Genomic DNA, 18,593 nt, shown 5'->3' on the forward strand with positions numbered 1-18,593 from the left:
GGTAAGAACCTATTTGCCCAGCTTTTTTCGTAGTTGCTGAATGGTTTGAAGCTGTGCTGACGCCTGAGCAAGCATGGAGGCCGCCTGAGCGTACTCCATCTCTGCGCCCTGATCGGCCATAGCACGCTGAGCTGCTTCAATAGCTTCCTTGGCGGCAGCTTCATCCAGGTTATCAGCACGTTCAGCAGAATCTGCAAGAACGGTTACTGTACCCGGCTGCACTTCCAGAAAGCCACTGGAAACATAAATCAGCTCTTCTTCGCCACCCTGCTTTTTGACCTTGACAGTGCCTGGTTTCAGTTCGGTCAGTAGAGGAGCGTGGCCGGGCAAAATGCCCAGCTCACCCTGCACACCTGACGCCACAAGAATTTCGGCTCGGCCATCAAACAGTTTCTTTTCAGCACTGACGATATTGCAATGCAAAGTCATAGCCATGGGTTCCCCCTGGGTTATCCCGTCAGACTTACTTCATGTCCTTGGCTTTTTCAACCGCTTCTTCAATAGAGCCAACCATGTAGAATGCCTGCTCTGGAAGATGGTCGTAATCACCATTCAGGATACCCTGGAAACCACGGATGGTATCTTTCAGGGAGACGTATTTACCGGGAGCACCGGTGAATACTTCTGCCACGAAGAAAGGCTGGGACAGGAAGCGCTGAATTTTACGAGCGCGGGCTACTGCCTGCTTGTCTTCTTCGGACAGTTCATCCATACCCAAAATGGCAATGATGTCTTTCAGTTCTTTATAACGCTGCAGAACTGTCTGTACACCGCGTGCCGTCTCATAATGCTCGGTACCGATAACCAGTGGATCCAGCTGACGAGAAGTGGAGTCCAGAGGGTCAACAGCCGGGTAAATACCCAGAGAAGCGATATCACGAGACAATACCACGGTCGCATCCAGGTGCGAGAAGGTGGTTGCTGGTGAAGGATCGGTCAAGTCATCCGCAGGTACGTAAACGGCCTGTACGGAAGTGATCGAACCTGTCTTGGTGGAGGTGATACGCTCCTGCAAAACACCCATCTCTTCCGCCAGGGTAGGCTGATAACCTACAGCAGAAGGCATACGACCCAGCAGGGCTGATACTTCGGTACCCGCCAGGGTGTAACGATAGATGTTATCCACGAAGAAGAGGACATCACGACCTTCATCGCGGAATTTCTCCGCCATGGTCAGACCGGTCAGGGCCACGCGCAGACGGTTGCCGGGAGGCTCGTTCATCTGACCGTAAACCAGGGATACCTTGTCCAGTACGTTGGAGTCCTTCATCTCGTGATAGAAGTCGTTACCTTCACGAGTACGCTCACCGACACCGGCAAATACGGAGAAACCGCTGTGCTCGATGGCGATGTTACGAATCAACTCCATCATGTTGACGGTTTTACCCACACCGGCACCACCGAAGAGGCCGACCTTACCACCCTTGGCGAAAGGACAAACCAGATCGATAACCTTGATGCCCGTTTCCAGCAGTTCTACAGAGCTGGACTGTTCATCATAGCTGGGTGCTTTGCGGTGGATACCCCAACGCTCTTCTTCACCGATAGGACCGGCTTCGTCAATTGGGCGACCCAGTACATCCATGATGCGACCCAGAGTCTGGGTGCCCACAGGAACTGAAATGGGTGCCTTGGTGTTATTGGCCACCAGGCCACGCTTGAGGCCCTCAGTGGAGCCCATAGCAATGCAGCGTACGGTGCCGTCACCGAGCTGCTGCTGTACTTCAAGAATCATTTCGCTACCGTCGACGGTCAGGGCGTCATAGACGTTAGGTACGTCTGCCCGGTCAAATTCTACGTCGATAACGGCACCGATGATCTGTACGATACGTCCGCTACTCATCTTGGTTCCTCTCAAACCTGCAAATGAAACCTGCTACCCTCATCAGATGGCTGCAGCCCCGCCGACTATTTCGGCGATTTCCTGAGTGATTGCTGCCTGACGCGCTTTATTGTAAACAAGCTGCAATTCATCAATAAATTCGCCCGCATTGTCGGTTGCACTTTTCATGGCAACCATACGTGCCGACTGCTCACAGGCAATGTTTTCAACTACAGCCTGGTAAACCTGGGACTCGATGTACCTGACCAGCAAGTTATCCAAAAGATACTTGGCATCAGGTTCATAAAGATAATCCCAACCGCTTACCTTGCTCTGGTCTTGTTCAGCTGTTTCAGCTTCCAGGGGTAACAGCTGCTGGACGAGCGGCTTTTGAGACATGGTATTAACGAACTCGTTATACACCACAAATAGCCGATCGATCTTACCTTCTTCATAGGCATCCAGCATGACCTTGACACTCCCGACCAGTTCACTGGCTTTGGGGGCATCGCCCAGCCCGCTCTTGGCTGCTACCAGATTGCCGCCGTAACGACGGAAAAAAGTACTCGCCTTGCTGCCGATGGTGCATACATCAATTTCTGCACCTTTATCCTGCCAGGTCATGATGTCTTTCAGGGCTGCCTTGAACAGGTTAATGTTCAGACCACCACAAAGACCACGATCCGAAGACACGATAATATAGCCTACCCGCTTAACATCACGCTCTTGCATATAAGCATGCTTGTACTCGGGGGTTGACTCAGCAATGTGACTGACTACTTTTCTGATCTGGTTAGCATAAGGGTGGCTGGCGGCCATGCGATCCTGAGCTCTACGCATTTTAGACGCAGCAACCATTTGCATGGCGCTGGTAATTTTCTGCGTATTTTTAATACTCCCGATCTGGGAGCGGATCTCTTTTCCGACTGCCATACGCTTTCGCCTTCTTAGCCAACAAGTGGCAGAGTCAGGGAAGTATTCCTCTCTGACTCCATCCACTTACCAGGACTGGGTGGCCTTAAACTGCTCAACAGCAGATTTGAGGGCCGCTTCGATCTCTTTACTGAAATCGCCCGTTTCGTTGATCTGTTTCATCAGATCAGCTTGCTCACTGTTCATGTAGCTGTGCAGAGCCTTTTCAAAAGGCAGGATTTCACTGACCTTGAGATCATTCAGAAATTCATTTTCTGCAGCGAACAGGGAAACACCCATCTCAGCAATGCTCATGGGGCTGTACTGGTTTTGTTTCATCAACTCAGTAACACGCTGACCATGCTCAAGCTGTTTACGGGTCGCTTCATCCAGGTCAGAAGCAAACTGGGAGAAAGCTGCCAGTTCACGATACTGAGCCAGAGCCAGACGGATACCGCCACCCAGCTTCTTGATGATCTTGGTCTGGGCAGAACCACCCACACGCGATACCGAAACACCAGCGTTCATTGCAGGACGGATACCGGCATTGAACTGGGCACTTTCCACAAAGATCTGACCGTCAGTGATGGAAATAACGTTGGTCGGTACGAAAGCCGAAACGTCACCACCCTGGGTTTCAATGATCGGCAGGGCCGTCAGAGAACCGGTCTGGCCTTTGACTTTGCCATCGGTGAACTTCTCAACAAACTCGGCGTTAACGCGGGATGCACGCTCCAGCAGACGCGAGTGAAGATAGAAAACATCACCAGGATAGGCTTCACGACCAGGAGGACGCTTGAGCAGCAGGGAAATCTGGCGATACGCCCAGGCCTGCTTGGTCAGGTCATCATAAACAATCAGGGCGTCCTGACCGCGGTCACGGAAGTATTCACCCATGGTGCAACCCGCATAAGGAGCCACGAACTGCAGAGCAGCGGCTTCCGAAGCTGAGGCAACCACCACGATGGTGTGAGCCAGAGCATCATGCTCTTCCAGCTTGCGAACCACGTTGGCAATGGTGGACTGCTTCTGGCCCACGGCAACGTAGATACACTTAACACCGGAGTTTTTCTGGTTGATGATGGCATCCACAGCAATGGCTGTTTTACCAATCTGACGGTCACCGATGATCAGCTCACGCTGACCACGACCGATCGGCACCATGGCATCCACAGCTTTATAGCCGGTCTGCATGGGCTGATCAACGCCCTGACGCCAGATAACACCGGGTGCCACTTTTTCTACGGCATCCGTTTCTTTGGCATCAATCGGGCCTTTGCCATCAATAGGATTACCCAGGGCATCGACGACGCGACCCAGGAGTTCTTCACCAACTGGAACTTCAAGAATACGACCTGTACAGCGAGCGGTCTGGCCTTCAGCCAGTCCGAGGTAATCGCCGAGTACGACCACGCCTACAGAGTCACGTTCCAGGTTCAGGGCCATACCAAAAGCGCCCTGTTCAAATTCAATCATTTCGCCATACATGACATCGCCGAGGCCGTGAACTTTCACGATACCGTCAGCCACGCTCACGATGGTGCCCTCGTTTTGGGCTTTCGAAGTGACATCCAAGTTACCGATGCGCTTCTTGATAATGTCACTGATCTCGGATGGATTCAGTTGCTGCATGCCTTGTCCCTCAAAATCAGGATTTCAATGACTCGGCCAGTTTCGCGAGCTTGCCGCGAATCGAGCCATCGATCACCAGGTCACCGGTGCGAATTACAACACCGCCTATGAGACGCTTGTCGATAACTACCTTGAGGCTAACCTCACGGTCGAGTCGCTTGCGCAGTGCATCTACCAACAGCTGTTGCTGTTCAGCATTGATTTCAAAAGCAGAGGTGATTTCAGCTTCAACTGATTTTTCCTGTTCTGCCTTGAATGCCTCGTAGATTTCGGCAATTACCGGAATCAGGGGTAAACGATCTTTTTCACTCAGTAACAGGATAAAATTACGGCCCTTGTCATCGATTTTTGCTTTGCAAATCTCGACCAGAATTTCCGCTTTATCCTGATTACCCAATGAAGGGTTTTTCAGTAGCTGAGCAACTTCCTGATTGGAAGCTGCTTCCGCAACTAACCCCAGCATTGCTGACCAGTCAGCCAGCTTGCCTTCACTTAATGCAAACTCAAAGGCGGCCTTCGCATAAGGCCTGGCGAGTGTGTTCTTGTCAGCCATCGGACACCTCGCTTAAAGTTGTTTGGCGAGTTTGTCGACCAGCTCGCTATGTGCCTTCTCATCAACTGAGCTTTCGAGGATTTTTTCAGCACCCTCAAGGATCAGGTTCGACATCTGATCGCGCAGTTCATCCTTGGCACGGTTGACCTCTTGACTGATTTCACCCTTTGCAGCTTCAACCAGGCGTTCGCCTTCAGTTTTAGCCTGCTCTTTGGCTTCTTCAATCAAAAGCGTAGCCCGTTTGTTGGCCTGCTCCAGAATCTGGGCAGACTGATCCTTGGCTTCGCGCAGTGTCTGGCTGGCTTTTTCTTGTGCCAGTTCCAGATCACGCTGAGCGCGGCTGGCTGAATCCAGACCTTCCGCTATCTTTTTCTGACGTTCGCGCATGGCTTCGGCTATGGGGGGCCAAACATACTTCATGCAGAACCAGACAAAGAGAGCGAAGGCTATCGACTGACCCAGAATGGTCAAATTCATATTCATAGCGCTGTACCTTTTGCCTTTTCGTTGCGGTGGTTAGTAAAGCAAAGGCCGGGGAAACCCGACCTCAAGCTAAAGCAACCTTAACCGGCGACTACGAAAATCAGGTACATCGCGATACCTACACCGATCATCGGTACGGCATCCAGCAGACCAGCCATCAGGAAGGTCTTGGTTTGCAACTGGGCGCCCAGTTCAGGCTGGCGTGCTGTGGATTCCAGCAGCTTGCCACCCAGCAAAGCAAAACCAATGCCAGTGCCCAGTGCACCCAGACCGATCATCAGTGATGCAGCAATGTAAATGAGTTCCATGAGTTACTCCTAAGTTACTAAGGTTGGTTGAAGGTGAGTTAAGGTTAAGTTTACTGCTAAAGTTCACCCTCCTGCACTTCAGGTGCAGAAGGGCAGGTTACTGCTTAATGATCTTCGTGGGCTGCACTCAGATAAACAATGGTCAGCACCATGAAGATAAAGGCCTGCAAAGGAATGACCAGCAGGTGGAAAACGGCCCAGATCCACTGCATCCCCAGACCCAGAATACCCATGATCCAGCCAGCGCCAAAAGTCAGGGCGATCAGGATAAAAACCACTTCACCGGCGTACATGTTACCGAACAGACGCAGTGCCAGGCTGATGGGCTTGGTCACCAGACCGATCAATTCCAGAACCAAGTTGACCGGAATGAACAACCAGTGATTGAAAGGGGTGAAGGAAAGCTCCTTGGTAAAACCGCCAATACCCTTGACTTTGACACTGTAGAAGATAATCAGCAGGAAAACACCCAGTGACATACCAAAAGTGGCATTGGGGTCAGCAGTAGGTACTATTTTGAAGTAGTTGACCAGGCCGGTAGCCATCGCCAGCTCAGGAATCCAATCCACAGGCAGCCACTTGAGGCTGTTCATCAGGAATATCCAGACAAAAATAGTCAGTGCCAGAGGTGCTATCAGGGGGTTTCTGCCATGAAAGGTTTCCTTGACCAGGTTATCGACAAAATCCATTGTCATTTCCACAAAGTTCTGCAAGCTACCTGGCACACCGCTGGTGACAGAATTGGCTGCTTTTTTGAAGATAAACAGGAAAAAAAGACCACTCAGAATTGACCAAAGCATAGTATCAACATGGATCGCCATAAAGCCCATTTCATTGGCTTGACTGCTTTTTTCAGCCAGCATCCATCCCATCTCAGGGTGTTTGCCAAAGGTCAGGTTTGAAAGGTGGTGCTGTATATACTCTACAGGTGTATCTGCCATGATCAGCCTCGATCTGTTGGGCGGTTGACTTTCATCTGCATCAGCCAGGGTGCCAGCCAATGTACCGAAAGTACCGCTATGTAAGCACATAAAAGGGAAATTGGGTTTGAAGGTTGCACTCCGACAAAAATCAGAGCAAAGAGAACAACGGTCAAACCAAACTTTAAAGTGGCACCGACCAACAGCAGCAATACGGTGTCATTAATGCGTCTTGCGCCTCGATACCAGTAAGCAAACAAACTGAAAACACTCTGGGGAATCAAGACAAGCATTCCACCCAGCAGCGCTGAAAAGCCACTGTCCGGCCAGAAAATTTCGGCTATCAAAGCGACCAGCAGGCTGACCAATCCTTGAGTCATCAGGAGCCTTTTGACGGGCGGAAGGGGTAAAGCTGCCATTTACCTCAGGTATCCTGTCGCTGGATTGTTTTTAGTTGCTGCTTTTTAAACCTGTGGGATTATAGAGATTTAACCAGTCCGCTTCAAGGAGAACCCGTACTGATAGCGGCCTTCTCATACCAAGGTGTTACTTCAGGTGCCGCAGGATTCCATCCAGCTCAGCCAGACTGGTGTAGCGAATTTCCAGTTTCCCCTTGCCCTTGGGGGAGTGCTGTATTTTCACCGCTGCCCCGAGGCTTGCCTGCAATTGCTGTTCCAGGCGGCGGATATCAGGATCCTGGGGGGCCTTGGCAGGTGCTGCTTCCGGGGTTTCCAGAAGTTTGCGCACCAAGGCTTCCGTTTGACGAACCGACATGCCCTTGGCAACAACCTGACGAGCAGCCTCCAGCTGTTTGTTTTCATCCAGACTCAAGAGTGCCCGCGCGTGACCCATTTCCAGGTCACCATGTTCCAACAGGCGTCTTACATCTTTATGAAGGTTCAACAACCTCAGCAAATTGGTAATCGAGCTGCGTGATTTACCAACTGCTTCAGCCACCTGTTGCTGGGTCAGTTCAAATTCTTTCTGTAAGCGCTGCAAAGCAAGTGCTTCTTCCAGAGGATTGAGGTCTTCGCGCTGCAGGTTTTCAATCAGGGCCAGGGCAATCACATCACGGTCGCTGACATCCCGAACCAGAGCCGGTATGAATTCCAGTTCAGCCAACTGGGCCGCACGCCAGCGTCTTTCCCCGGCAATAATTTCAAATTCGGTTCCTGTAGGGCGAACCACCACCGGCTGCATGATGCCTTGCTGGCGAATGGAAGCGGCCAGCTCTTCCAGAGCTTCAGGGTGCATATCCCGGCGCGGCTGATAGCGCCCAGGCCGGAGTTTCTCAATGGGCAGCTTTTTCAGTTCACCTTCCACCGCCTGCCTGGGTGTCATTTCCGGAGCAGAGGCAGTATTTGCGTCCACTTCCGCCGGTTCCGGGTTGGCAGCCCCCAGAAGAGCATCCAGTCCCCGTCCCAAACCACGTTTTTTTGCTGGAGTCATAATCTGTAATAAATTGAATTATTGGGTTTTGGCGCTGGATCTGCGCAGGATTTCTCCAGCCAAGGCAAGATAAGCCAGGCTGCCCTTGGATTTTGCATCATAAGTCAGTACGGGCATGCCATAACTGGGTGCTTCGGCAAGCCGGACATTACGCGGAATCACGGTACCAAAAACCTGATCCTTAAAATAATCGGTCAACTGCATGGAAACATCCCGCGTCAAACTGTTGCGGGGATCATACATGGTGCGCAGGATGCCCGTCACTTCCAAACCGGGATTGACCGAACCGGCCACACGTTTGAGGGTTTCCAGAAGAGAAGTCAAACCTTCCAGTGCATAGTATTCACACTGTACAGGAACCAGAACACCTCTGGCGGCCGTCAAGGCATTAATGGTCAGAAGATTCAGGGAGGGTGGGCAGTCGATCAGGATAAAATCATATTCATGCTTGATGGGTTCCAGAGCTTCTGCCAGGCGTCTTTCCCTGCGTGACTGATCAATCAGGTTGACCTCGGCACCGGCCAGATCAACGTTGGCAGGTAAAAGATCGTAGGCTGCTGGGTCGGTGGTGAGGCGGGCCGAAGCAATATCGGTATCCCCCATCAACACATCATAAACAGAAAGTTTGAGGTCTTTTTTGTTGATTCCACTGCCCAGGGTGGCATGCCCTTGAGGATCCATGTCCACCAGCAATACCTTGCGCTTGGTGGCAACCAGTGAGGCTGCCAGGTTGACACAGGTGGTGGTTTTTCCGACCCCGCCTTTTTGGTTGGTCACTGCATAAATCTTGGTCACAGCTTTATCCTTTTTCTGTTTGCCTTTGAAGTATCAACAGATGACGCTGCCCCTCCTGACCGGGTACTTCCAGAGCGTGGCTTGTCAACAAGCCAAAACCCTTGGGTAATTCTTGCAACTCCTGGTGGGGATATTGTCCTTTCATGGCCAGCCAGCGTGCATCATCGGTTGCCAGAGATGATGTCAGATTCACAAAGTCCTTCAGACTAGCAAAGGCTCGACTGACCAACTGTTGGCTTCTTGTAGCCGGATGAAAGTTTTCCACACGGGTTTGATGGACTTCAAGATTGTCCAGGCCCAGCGCTGCCTTGACCTGAAATTGAAAGCGCGTTTTTTTTCCGTTGGAATCCAGTGAGTTAACCTGTAAATCTGGGCAAAGAATGGCCAAGGGAATTCCGGGAAGACCGGCACCTGAACCCACATCCGTAATCTCAGGCTGTTTAACATAAGGCAGCAAGGCCAGGCTGTCCAGCAGGTGACGTTTGACCATTTGCAGAGGATCGCGCACCGCCGTCAAATTATAGGCCTGATTCCATTTGATCAGTAGCAGCAAATAATCCAGTAGCTGCTGCTTCTGCTGGGAGGTGGCAGCCACCTCCAGCGATTGCAGGCCTTGATCAAGGTGAGTTTGCAAGTCTTGGGGTAGTGTCATGCCTGTTTTGCCACCAATTCTCTTTTTTTCAAATGAATCAACAGCATGGATATGGCTGCAGGCGTCACACCAGGAATACGTCCAGCCTGGGCCAGGGTGGCTGGCTTGACCTGGGTGAGTTTGTTCTTCATTTCATTGGACAAACCATCCACCCGTGAATAATCCAGATCCAAAGGCAGAGCCGTTGCTTCCTGTTTGCGTACTTTTTCAATTTCCGCAGCCTGGCGATCAATATAACCAGCGTATTTGACCTGGATCTGTACCTGCTCCTGAACCTGGGGATCCGTTGGCAAATCACCGCTGGCCAGACCTGCAAGATCCTGATAATTCAACTCAGGACGTTTAAGCAGATCCAAAAGAGCCGCCTCCCGATTCAAAGGCTGAGCCAGTTTACTCTTGAGTTGTTCACTGGCTGCGGTGTTGGGGTGAATCCAGGTGTCCTTGAGTCGCTCTTTTTCCTGTTCAATAGCATCCCGCTTGCGGCTGAATGCTTCCCAGTGGAAATCATCAATCAGCCCCAACTCCCGGCCCTTTTCGGTCAGTCTGAGATCGGCATTATCTTCGCGCAGAAGAAGACGGTATTCAGCCCGCGACGTGAACATGCGATAAGGTTCGGAGGTACCCAGGGTAATCAGATCATCCACCAGAACCCCCAGATAGGCTTCATCCCGGCGCGGACACCAGGCTGCCTTGTCCTGGCAACGCAGGGCAGCATTGCTTCCAGCCAACAGGCCCTGAGCAGCAGCTTCTTCGTAACCGGTGGTGCCGTTGATCTGTCCGGCAAAAAACAGGTTGTGGATTACTTTGGTTTCCAGGCTCGGCAGCAGGCCTTGTGGATTAAAATAATCATATTCTATGGCGTAACCAGGGCGGGTGATATGTGCCTGCTCCATACCCTGGATGGAACGCACCAGTTCCAGCTGCACATCAAAGGGCAGTGATGTGGAAATCCCATTGGGATAAAGTTCATGGGTTTTCAGGCCTTCGGGCTCAACAAAAACCTGATGGCTGTTCTTGTCGGCAAAACGATGAATCTTGTCTTCGATTGACGGACAGTAGCGTGGGCCTATTCCTTCAATGATCCCGGAATACATGGGAGAACGATCCAGGTTGTTGCGAATGATGTCATGGGTGCGCGCATTGGTGTGGGCAATATAGCAGCTGACCTGTTCAGGATGCTGCTCTGCCTTGCCCAGAAAAGACATGACCGGCAGTGGAGTATCACCCGGCTGGGCTTCCATTTTCGAAAAATCCACACTGCGCGCATCGATGCGTGGCGGAGTCCCGGTTTTCAGACGTCCGACGGGCAATTGCAACTCCCGTAAGCGGGCAGCCAATGACTGGGCAGGAGGGTCGCCAGCACGACCACCGGAATAACTCTGCATGCCAATGTGGATCTGCCCACCCAGAAAAGTACCTGTGGTCAAGACCACCGTTTGGGCATGAAAACGCAAGCCGGATTGGGTCACGACGCCTGTGACCTGATCCTTGGCAACGATCAGATCGTCTGCAGCCTGCTGGAATATTTGCAGGTTGGGTTGGTTTTCAAGGATTTCCCGTATGGCAGCCTTGTAGAGAATCCGGTCGGCCTGGGCACGCGTGGCGCGAACAGCTGGGCCTTTGCGTGAATTCAGGACACGAAATTGTATCCCGGCCTGATCCGTTGCCCTGGCCATGGCACCTCCGAGGGCATCCACCTCCCTGACCAGGTGACTTTTGCCAATCCCGCCGATGGCAGGGTTACAGGACATTTGCCCCAGGGTTTCAATGTTGTGAGTCAGCAATAAAGTCTGACAGCCCATACGTGCAGCAGCCAAAGCGGCTTCCGTTCCTGCGTGGCCACCGCCAATTACCAGAACATCAAAGCGGGAAGGATAATCCACAGGTGCACCTCAAGACGAGCTAATAGCGGGAAAGCGGCCCAGTATAACGCCTAAAGCTTCGGACTACAGCCTTTTCCTTCACCAACAATAACAGTAATAAGAGTTATAGAACTTCTTTTATTACTGTTATTATTAGTGTGGACAGTTTCTGTGGATAACCCTCTGAAAAGCACGGCTACAAAGCTTTTCAGATTTGAATAAGTTTGCGGACAGGCACTGTAGTAAGGCTGTAGAACCAGCTTGTAGCCTGTGTATAAACAAGCTACTAGTCCACAGGCTAATTTTATACCCGGTTTAGTACCCTCTTATTTCCCGGCTTGTTTGCCTGCTTATACACAGAGTTTTTTTACTTCCCGATGCAGAATTCGCCAAAAATCTTGCCGAGAAGATCATCAGCAGTAAATTCCCCGGTGATTTCTCCCAGAGCTTCCTGAGCCAAACGTAAATCTTCAGCAAGAAGTTCACCGGCCCCCAGTTCTTCCAGCTGATTTTTCCCTTGAGTAATGATGGTTTCAGCACGTTTCAGGGCCTCCAGATGTCTGCGCCTTGCAGAAAAACCCCCTTCAGTGGTGGCTTGGTAGCCCATGACCTCTTTCAGGTGCTCCTTCAATTTATCCACACCCTGTTGTTGCTTGGCAGAAATACGCAAAACCGGAGGGGATGTGGATAAATCACTGGTCTCCTTTTCACCACTTAAATCGATCTTGTTACGTACCAGGGTCAACCTTTCCGGATGGGGCAAACGCTGGACAAACTCCGGCCAGATCTGTTCGGGATCGAGACTGGAAACAGTCTGGGAATCAACCAGTAAAAGGATGCGATCCGCCTTTTCAATTTCTGCCCAGGCTCTTTCCACACCCAGCTTTTCCACAAGATCTTCAGTGTCCCGTAAACCGGCTGTATCGATAATGTGCAAAGGCATGCCATCCAGGTGAATGTGTTCTTTCAAGACATCCCGAGTGGTACCGGCGATATCTGTCACCAAGGCTCTGTCATGTCCGGCCAGCAGATTCAAAAGACTGGATTTTCCGGCATTGGGGCGACCGGCAAGAACGACATTCATGCCTTCACGCATTAAACAGCCTTGTCGGGCTTCCCTGGCGATCTGATCCAGTTCGGTCAGCAAACCCTGGAGTTGCTGGCTGACATGTCCATCACTGATAAAATCAATTTCTTCTTCGGGAAAATCAATCGCGGCCTCCACATACATTCGTAAGTGAATGAGTCGCTCGACTAGCTGGTGAATGCGATCTGAAAAAGCCCCTTGCAAAGATCTGAGTGCGTTATCCGCGGCCTGTTGGGATGAGGCTTCAATCAGATCGGCCAAGGCTTCCGCCTGAGCCAGGTCGAGCTTGTCATTCAAAAAAGCTCTTTGGCTGAATTCACCGGGTTGAGCAAGACGCGCACCGGCCGACACAAGATTGCTGACCAGGCGATCCAATAGAATCGGCCCGCCGTGACCCTGGAATTCCAGAACATCCTCACCCGTAAATGAATGAGGGCCGGGGAAGTAGATGGCAATGCCTTCATCAATTACCTGCCCCTTGAGGTCATAGAAGGGGCCATAGTGGGCATAGCGTGGCTTCAGGGAGCGCTGGAGAAGCTGTTCGGCCATTTGCTGGCAGAGGGGGCCGGATACACGAACGATGCCCACACCACCACGGCCGGGAGCTGTTGCCAAAGCGACAATGGTTTCCTGAGAGCTCATAACTTTTCCTCTTAAATAGCAAAACCCCCTCACTGGGAGGGGGTTGAAGAGTTAACTTATCCACATGGGGAAAGCTTTTAACTTTTCGATGCTTCTTTTGTTTTGTCTTCTTTTTCTATCTTGTTGGTAATGTACCACTGCTGAAGAATCGACAAGATATTGTTGACCAACCAGTAGAGAACCAGACCTGCCGGGAACCAGAGGAAGAAAAAGGTAAAGACGACTGGTAGCATCTTCATGATTTTCGCCTGCATGGGATCTGGAGGTGTCGGATTCAGCCTCTGCTGCAGGAACATGGTCAGACCCATCAGAATCGGCAAGACGAAGTAGGGGTCTTTCATCGATAGGTCAGTAATCCACAGCATAAAGGGCGAATGCCGCAGTTCTACTGATTCCATCAGCATCCAGTAGAGGGCAATGAAAACCGGCATCTGTACCAGAATTGGTAAACACCCACCCAGTGGATTGATCTTTTCCTTTTTATAAAGCTCCATCATCTGCTGGGAAAGTTTCTGGCGATCATCACCGCATTCTTCCTTGATGCGTGTCATCTTGGGAGCAACACGGCGCATGTTGGCCATGGAGCGGTAGGCGGTGGCCGATAATTTGTAAAACAAGGCCTTGATGACCACGGTGACCAGAATGATGGCCACACCCCAGTTAGCAACAAAACCATGGAACCAGTCAAGCAACCAGAAAAGTGGCTGGGCAATAAACCACAACCAGCCATAGTCAACGGTCAGTTCCAGATTGGGCGCAGCTTCTTCCATTTCACCCTGATACTTGGGACCCAGAAACAGGTCGGCGTTCAGAGTCAGGCTGGAATCCGGTGCCAGATTTTGTTCACTTCCCTTGAAGCCGGCAATATTGTTGCCTGAGCCATCCGTACGGGTACTGAAAAAGCTGGTCTGATTCTGGGGTGGAATCCAGGCACTGATAAAATAGTGCTGGAGCATGGCAACCCAGCCACCTTCAGAATAATTCTGAAAACCACTGTCCTGAATGTCATCAAAATCGACTTTTTCGTAACGGGTTTCCTGAGTAGAAAAAGCTGCACCCAGATAGGCTTTCATACCCATGGACTCACCCTGGCTGGGATCGGGGGAGTTATCGCGTTTGATCAGGCCAATGAAGCTGGGTTTGACCGTGTTTTCAGAGTTGTTGACCAGCTCATATTCCACTCCAACCTCATAGCTGCCTCGCTGGAAAGTGAAGACTTTGGCAATTTCAATGCCGTTCACTTCACCCTTGAGACGTACCTGCAGCTGTTCTTCACTCTCATCGAGCTGATATTCATAGCTTTCCGGTTCCAGTTGAATCCGTCGCTCATTACCCAAGCCGGAGACATCACTCTGGATGACATAGTGGCGTTGCGCGTTGTTCTGGAGAAGAACAAAAGGATTATCGGAATCCACCTGGGTTTTGTGCTCCAGCAAAGCAGCATAAACCAGATCACCACCGCGGGGATTGATGCGCACATCCAGAGTATCGGTGACAACCTTGATCAGATTTGTGGAATCATTTTCTGCTTCAGAGGGAGCAGCAGTTTCCAGCTCAGGAGCACTGCGATCCGATAATTCCAGATTAGCATCAGCTTCATCCCGGTCAGTGCTGGGAGACGTTGATTCTTGATATGATTCGGGTGCCTGAACTACTTCTTCCGGTTGGGAATAGTCTTTATTCCACTGAATCATCAGCAGATAGGCGACTATCGCCAGGGAAGAAAAGAGCACAATGCGTTTTACGTCCATGGGGTCACTGCCGCTTTATTTTGTTGAAAGGTGGACAGACGTTTTGCTTAAACGTCTATTGAGTTGTTGCCAGGTTTTGTCCAGATTTTGACTGATCTCTTCAGGGCTGGTCTGGCCTGCTCCCTTGATCGCAAGGACAATGATGTCTACAGACGGGAGCTGATGCTGGTTAAGGCGAAAGGACTCACGAAATCTTCGCTTGTACCTGTTACGCATTACGGCCAGCTTGATGTGTTTTTTACCGATTACAAACCCCAGGCGGGTGTGATCCTGTCGGCCTGGTGCAGCCAGCAGAAGAAATCCCTGGCAATAGGTTTTGCAAACAGAGTTTTCAAACACATAACGGAAATCCCCGGCATTGAGGAGTCTCAATTTCCGGGGAAAACCGTAAGACGTCATAACGAAACGAACGCTTAGGCGCTGATACGCTGACGACCTTTGGCACGACGGCGAGCCAATACAGCACGGCCATTTTTGGTAGCCATGCGGGCACGAAAACCGTGGTTGCGTTTGCGTTTTAAAACACTGGGTTGAAATGTACGTTTCATGGTTTTTGCTTTCCACAGGGTGAAGATGGATTGAAGGATCCCCGCGGGTCAATTTTCCCCCAGAGAATCTTTACTCATACAAGAGCGGGGATTTTAGAGAATTCTTGGCTGGAGCGCAATTTTTCTCTTGTTTTTTATCAGGCGTCCCCATCCACAATAACGACTATAAGAGTAGTTAAGAAGTTCTTTTACTACTGTTATTATTAGGTAGGATAAAATCTGTGAAAAAGCCAGTATTCCTAATCAATATCAATATCTTAGAGACTGGATAACTGGTCTTGTAGGGAGTGATTAGCAAGGGGTTAAGTCCTGTTCAGGCTGTGCATAAAACAGCATCTTATCCACATCACTTCTTTTCCACGCTTTTCTACCAGGGTTTTCCTTGTCTTACCCGACCCCTTGTCCACAGCAAAAAAAGTGACGTTTTTGCAGCTGCAGTCATGATGAGTGGAATCTTGGCTTCTCTACCTGAATTCAAGTCTCCTTCTGCTGTGGATAACTGCAGGTTGAAAAGGTAGAATGGCCTGATTCAATCTAGGAGTGAGCCAGTGTCAGTTGATGAGTTATGGTTGCAATGTACTGCAACCCTGGAAGAAGAAATTCCTGCGCAGCAGTTTGCAACCTGGATTAAGCCTTTGCAGGCTGAAATTCAGGGTCGCAAGCTTCATCTCCTTGCACCCAATCGCTTTGTTCTCCAGTGGGTTTCAGACAAGTATCTGAATAGAATACAAAAACTGGTCGAAGAAAAATCACAGGGTCAGTTGCCTCATGTCGTTTTGGGTGTGGGCAGCCGTAAGCCCGCCCAATTGACCAATCGGGCGGCACCGGTTCAGGCGTCCAGTACTCAGGAAATGCAGACACCCACACGCCCCCCGGTGGATTATCAATCCACCCTTTATGATCTCTCAGATGAAATCGGTGAAGAGGTTCCTGAGAAGGTGGTTGCTGAAAAAAGTCAGCCAACCCAAACAGCCGGTCCAGCAAAAAAACCGCCCAGATCCAAGGTTCAGGTTGAAGGGGCGATTAAACACCCTTCGACGCTGAATCCTATGCATACGTTTGACACCCTGGTGGAAGGTAAGTCCAACCAGTTGGCCAAAGCGGCTTCCTTTCAGGTGGCTGAGAACCCTGGAGGGGCCTATAACCCGCTGTTCATTTATGGTGGTGTGGGGCTGGGTAAAACCCACCTGATGCATGCGGTGGGTCATCAGATCCTCAAGCAGAATCCCAATGCCAAGGTGGTTTATCTCAATTCCGAGCGTTTTGTTCAGGATATGGTCAAGGCCCTGCAATTGAACGCGATCAATGAGTTCAAGCGCTACTACCGTAATCTGGATGCTTTGCTGATTGATGATATTCAGTTTTTTGTCGGCAAGGATCGTTCCCAGGAGGAATTTTTTCACACCTTCAATTCACTCCTGGAAGGTGGACAACAGATCATCCTCACCTCAGATCGCTACCCCAAGGAAATTGGTGTTGAAGAGCGTTTGAAAAGTCGTTTTGGTTGGGGTCTGACGGTGGCCATAGAACCACCCGAACTGGAATTGCGGGTGGCCATCCTGATGAAAAAAGCCGAGATTGCCCGTGTGGATCTGCCCCAGGAAGTGGCCTTTTTCATTGCCCAGAAAATTCGTTCTCATGTGCGTGATCTTGAGGGCGCCTTGAATCGTGTGATTGCGGATTCGCGCTTTAAGGGCCAACCCATCAGCGTGGAGCTGGTTAGGGAATCTCTCAAGGATTTGTTTGCCGTTCAGGACAAGCAGGTGGGTGTGGATAACATACAAAGAACTGTGGCTGAGTATTACAAGATCAAGATTGCCGACCTGCATTCCAAACGCCGCAATCGCTCCATTGCGCGCCCGCGGCAAATGGCCATGGCACTTGCCAAGGAACTGACCAACCATTCTTTGCCGGAAATAGGAGATGCCTTTGGTGGCCGCGATCACACCACAGTACTTCATGCCTGCCGCAAGATTGTTTCCCTGCAGGATGAAAGCCCGGATATTCGTGAAGACTGGAAAAACCTCCTCCGACTACTGACCAGCTAAGAAGGCTAAAAACATGAAGTTTACTGTTGCTCGTGAAACCCTTTTGCGCCCCCTTTCTATATTGGCCGGTGTGGTTGCCCGTCGTCACACCCTGCCTATTCTTTCCCACATCAAAATCGATGCCAATGAGCAGGGCCTGACACTCACGGGTTCGGATCTTGAAGTGGAGTTGATGTGGCACGTGGGTCTGGAGCACCTATCTTCGCCCGGGAGCATCACGGTTCCTGCGAAGAAACTTTCCGATATCTGTAAATCTCTGGCTGAAGGCTCCATCCTGGATTTTGAATTGTCAGAGCATCGTGCGGTTGTGAAATCCGGTCGCAGCCGTTTTGTACTGGCCACTTTACCTTCTTCGGAATTCCCAGGCATTCAGCCCAGCCAGGTGGTGCAGCAAGTCAGCATTCCTCAGCGTGAACTGCTCAATCTTATTCACCGTAATGAGTTTGCAATGGCCAAGCAGGATGTGCGCTATTACCTGAATGGCATGTACTTTGAGCTGCAAAGTGGGCGTTTGCGTGCCGTTGCGACCGATGGGCACCGTCTGTCCCTGGCCAATGCCTCCGTAGAAGGTGGAGAAGAAGAGCCGGTCATCATGATCGTGCCTGCCAAAGCGGTCCATGAGTTGGCCAAACTGCTGGATAATATTGAAGAACCCGTCAGCCTGATTTTCGGCGAGCAGCATTTTCAGGTGAACACCGGCAGCTCCACTTTTGTTTCCAAGCATATTGAAGGGCGTTACCCGGACTACGAAAGAGTCATCCCCAGGCAGGGTGACAAACTGGTGGTTTGTGATCGTCTGGAGCTGCGGCAAATGTTGTCGCGGATATCCATTCTGGCCAATGAAAAGTTCCAGGGTATTCGTTTAAACTTGTCTCCCGGTACGCTGAGTGTTACGGCCAATAACCCAGAACAGGAGCAGGCAGAAGAATCCATGGAGATCAACTACCAGGGCGACAACCTGGAGATCGGTTTTAATGTGGGTTATCTGATCGATGTCATGGATAACATTGGTGAGAATATTGAGCAGATTCAACTGGCCCTCTCCGACCCTGCATCCAGTGCTCTGATCCAGGCTGCAGGGGGTGGTGAAGCTCTTTATGTAGTCATGCCCATGCGACTTTAACCGTTC

The 18,593-nt window shown here is 50.8% G+C and carries 19 protein-coding genes; 2 read left to right on the forward strand and 17 right to left on the reverse strand.

Features of this window, described 5'->3' with window-relative positions; translation table 11 throughout:
* Positions 1 to 9: 9 nt before the first annotated feature.
* The 17 genes from LG323_RS10200 to rpmH form a co-directional block, all read right to left on the reverse strand.
* Positions 10 to 435 (reverse strand): F0F1 ATP synthase subunit epsilon, encoded by a 426-nt coding sequence (locus LG323_RS10200; protein WP_404415677.1) that lies wholly within the window; start codon positions 433 to 435, stop codon positions 10 to 12.
* A gap of 28 nt (positions 436 to 463) precedes the next feature.
* Positions 464 to 1,843: a F0F1 ATP synthase subunit beta gene (gene atpD, locus LG323_RS10205; RefSeq protein ID WP_404415680.1), complete on the reverse strand. Its 1,380-nt coding sequence runs from the start codon at positions 1,841 to 1,843 to the stop codon at positions 464 to 466.
* 42 nt (positions 1,844 to 1,885) lie between these two features.
* Positions 1,886 to 2,755: a F0F1 ATP synthase subunit gamma gene (gene atpG / locus LG323_RS10210; protein WP_404415683.1), complete on the reverse strand. Its 870-nt coding sequence runs from the start codon at positions 2,753 to 2,755 to the stop codon at positions 1,886 to 1,888.
* A gap of 66 nt (positions 2,756 to 2,821) precedes the next feature.
* Positions 2,822 to 4,366 (reverse strand): F0F1 ATP synthase subunit alpha, encoded by a 1,545-nt coding sequence (gene atpA / locus LG323_RS10215; RefSeq protein WP_404415685.1) that lies wholly within the window; start codon positions 4,364 to 4,366, stop codon positions 2,822 to 2,824.
* Between the two features lie 16 nt (positions 4,367 to 4,382).
* Positions 4,383 to 4,919 carry a F0F1 ATP synthase subunit delta gene (locus LG323_RS10220; protein WP_404415687.1) on the reverse strand — a complete coding sequence of 179 codons (537 nt, stop codon included), beginning with the start codon at positions 4,917 to 4,919 and terminating at the stop codon, positions 4,383 to 4,385.
* 12 nt (positions 4,920 to 4,931) lie between these two features.
* The gene (locus tag LG323_RS10225; RefSeq protein WP_404415690.1) at positions 4,932 to 5,402 is read right to left on the reverse strand and encodes a F0F1 ATP synthase subunit B; all 471 of its coding nucleotides are present in this window, start codon (positions 5,400 to 5,402) and stop codon (positions 4,932 to 4,934) included.
* A gap of 80 nt (positions 5,403 to 5,482) precedes the next feature.
* A complete protein-coding gene (atpE, locus tag LG323_RS10230; protein ID WP_404415693.1) occupies positions 5,483 to 5,710 on the reverse strand; it encodes a F0F1 ATP synthase subunit C in 228 nt (75 codons plus the stop codon).
* Between the two features lie 104 nt (positions 5,711 to 5,814).
* Positions 5,815 to 6,651: a F0F1 ATP synthase subunit A gene (atpB, locus tag LG323_RS10235; RefSeq protein ID WP_404415696.1), complete on the reverse strand. Its 837-nt coding sequence runs from the start codon at positions 6,649 to 6,651 to the stop codon at positions 5,815 to 5,817.
* A gap of 2 nt (positions 6,652 to 6,653) precedes the next feature.
* Entirely contained in the window at positions 6,654 to 7,049 is a 396-nt protein-coding gene (locus LG323_RS10240; RefSeq protein WP_404415699.1) for an ATP synthase subunit I, read from the reverse strand.
* Positions 7,050 to 7,176: 127 nt separating this feature from the next.
* The gene (locus tag LG323_RS10245) at positions 7,177 to 8,079 is read right to left on the reverse strand and encodes a ParB/RepB/Spo0J family partition protein (protein WP_404415702.1); all 903 of its coding nucleotides are present in this window, start codon (positions 8,077 to 8,079) and stop codon (positions 7,177 to 7,179) included.
* Between the two features lie 18 nt (positions 8,080 to 8,097).
* Entirely contained in the window at positions 8,098 to 8,874 is a 777-nt protein-coding gene (locus LG323_RS10250; protein ID WP_404415705.1) for a ParA family protein, read from the reverse strand.
* Positions 8,875 to 8,878: 4 nt separating this feature from the next.
* Entirely contained in the window at positions 8,879 to 9,526 is a 648-nt protein-coding gene (rsmG, locus tag LG323_RS10255) for a 16S rRNA (guanine(527)-N(7))-methyltransferase RsmG (RefSeq protein ID WP_404415708.1), read from the reverse strand.
* Positions 9,523 to 11,409 (reverse strand): tRNA uridine-5-carboxymethylaminomethyl(34) synthesis enzyme MnmG, encoded by a 1,887-nt coding sequence (gene mnmG, locus LG323_RS10260; RefSeq protein ID WP_404415711.1) that lies wholly within the window; start codon positions 11,407 to 11,409, stop codon positions 9,523 to 9,525. Before mnmG ends, rsmG begins: the two co-directional genes overlap by 4 nt.
* Positions 11,410 to 11,755: 346 nt before the next feature.
* On the reverse strand, positions 11,756 to 13,117 hold the full coding sequence (mnmE, locus tag LG323_RS10265; protein ID WP_404415714.1) for a tRNA uridine-5-carboxymethylaminomethyl(34) synthesis GTPase MnmE: 1,362 nt from the start codon (positions 13,115 to 13,117) through the stop codon (positions 11,756 to 11,758).
* Between the two features lie 77 nt (positions 13,118 to 13,194).
* A complete protein-coding gene (gene yidC, locus LG323_RS10270; RefSeq protein WP_404415717.1) occupies positions 13,195 to 14,868 on the reverse strand; it encodes a membrane protein insertase YidC in 1,674 nt (557 codons plus the stop codon).
* A gap of 15 nt (positions 14,869 to 14,883) precedes the next feature.
* Positions 14,884 to 15,267 carry a ribonuclease P protein component gene (gene rnpA / locus LG323_RS10275; protein WP_404415720.1) on the reverse strand — a complete coding sequence of 128 codons (384 nt, stop codon included), beginning with the start codon at positions 15,265 to 15,267 and terminating at the stop codon, positions 14,884 to 14,886.
* Between the two features lie 14 nt (positions 15,268 to 15,281).
* Positions 15,282 to 15,416: a 50S ribosomal protein L34 gene (rpmH, locus tag LG323_RS10280; protein ID WP_310695326.1), complete on the reverse strand. Its 135-nt coding sequence runs from the start codon at positions 15,414 to 15,416 to the stop codon at positions 15,282 to 15,284.
* Between the two features lie 548 nt (positions 15,417 to 15,964).
* Between rpmH and dnaA the strand changes: the two genes are divergently transcribed.
* Complete coding sequence (gene dnaA, locus LG323_RS10285) at positions 15,965 to 17,464, forward strand: chromosomal replication initiator protein DnaA (protein WP_310695325.1); 1,500 nt, start codon at positions 15,965 to 15,967, stop codon at positions 17,462 to 17,464.
* 13 nt (positions 17,465 to 17,477) lie between these two features.
* Positions 17,478 to 18,587 carry a DNA polymerase III subunit beta gene (dnaN, locus tag LG323_RS10290; RefSeq protein WP_404415724.1) on the forward strand — a complete coding sequence of 370 codons (1,110 nt, stop codon included), beginning with the start codon at positions 17,478 to 17,480 and terminating at the stop codon, positions 18,585 to 18,587.
* Positions 18,588 to 18,593 lie beyond the last annotated feature (6 nt).

Origin of the sequence: Marinospirillum sp. (genome assembly GCF_044810985.1) — a bacterium.
GTDB lineage: Bacteria > Pseudomonadota > Gammaproteobacteria > Pseudomonadales > Halomonadaceae > Marinospirillum.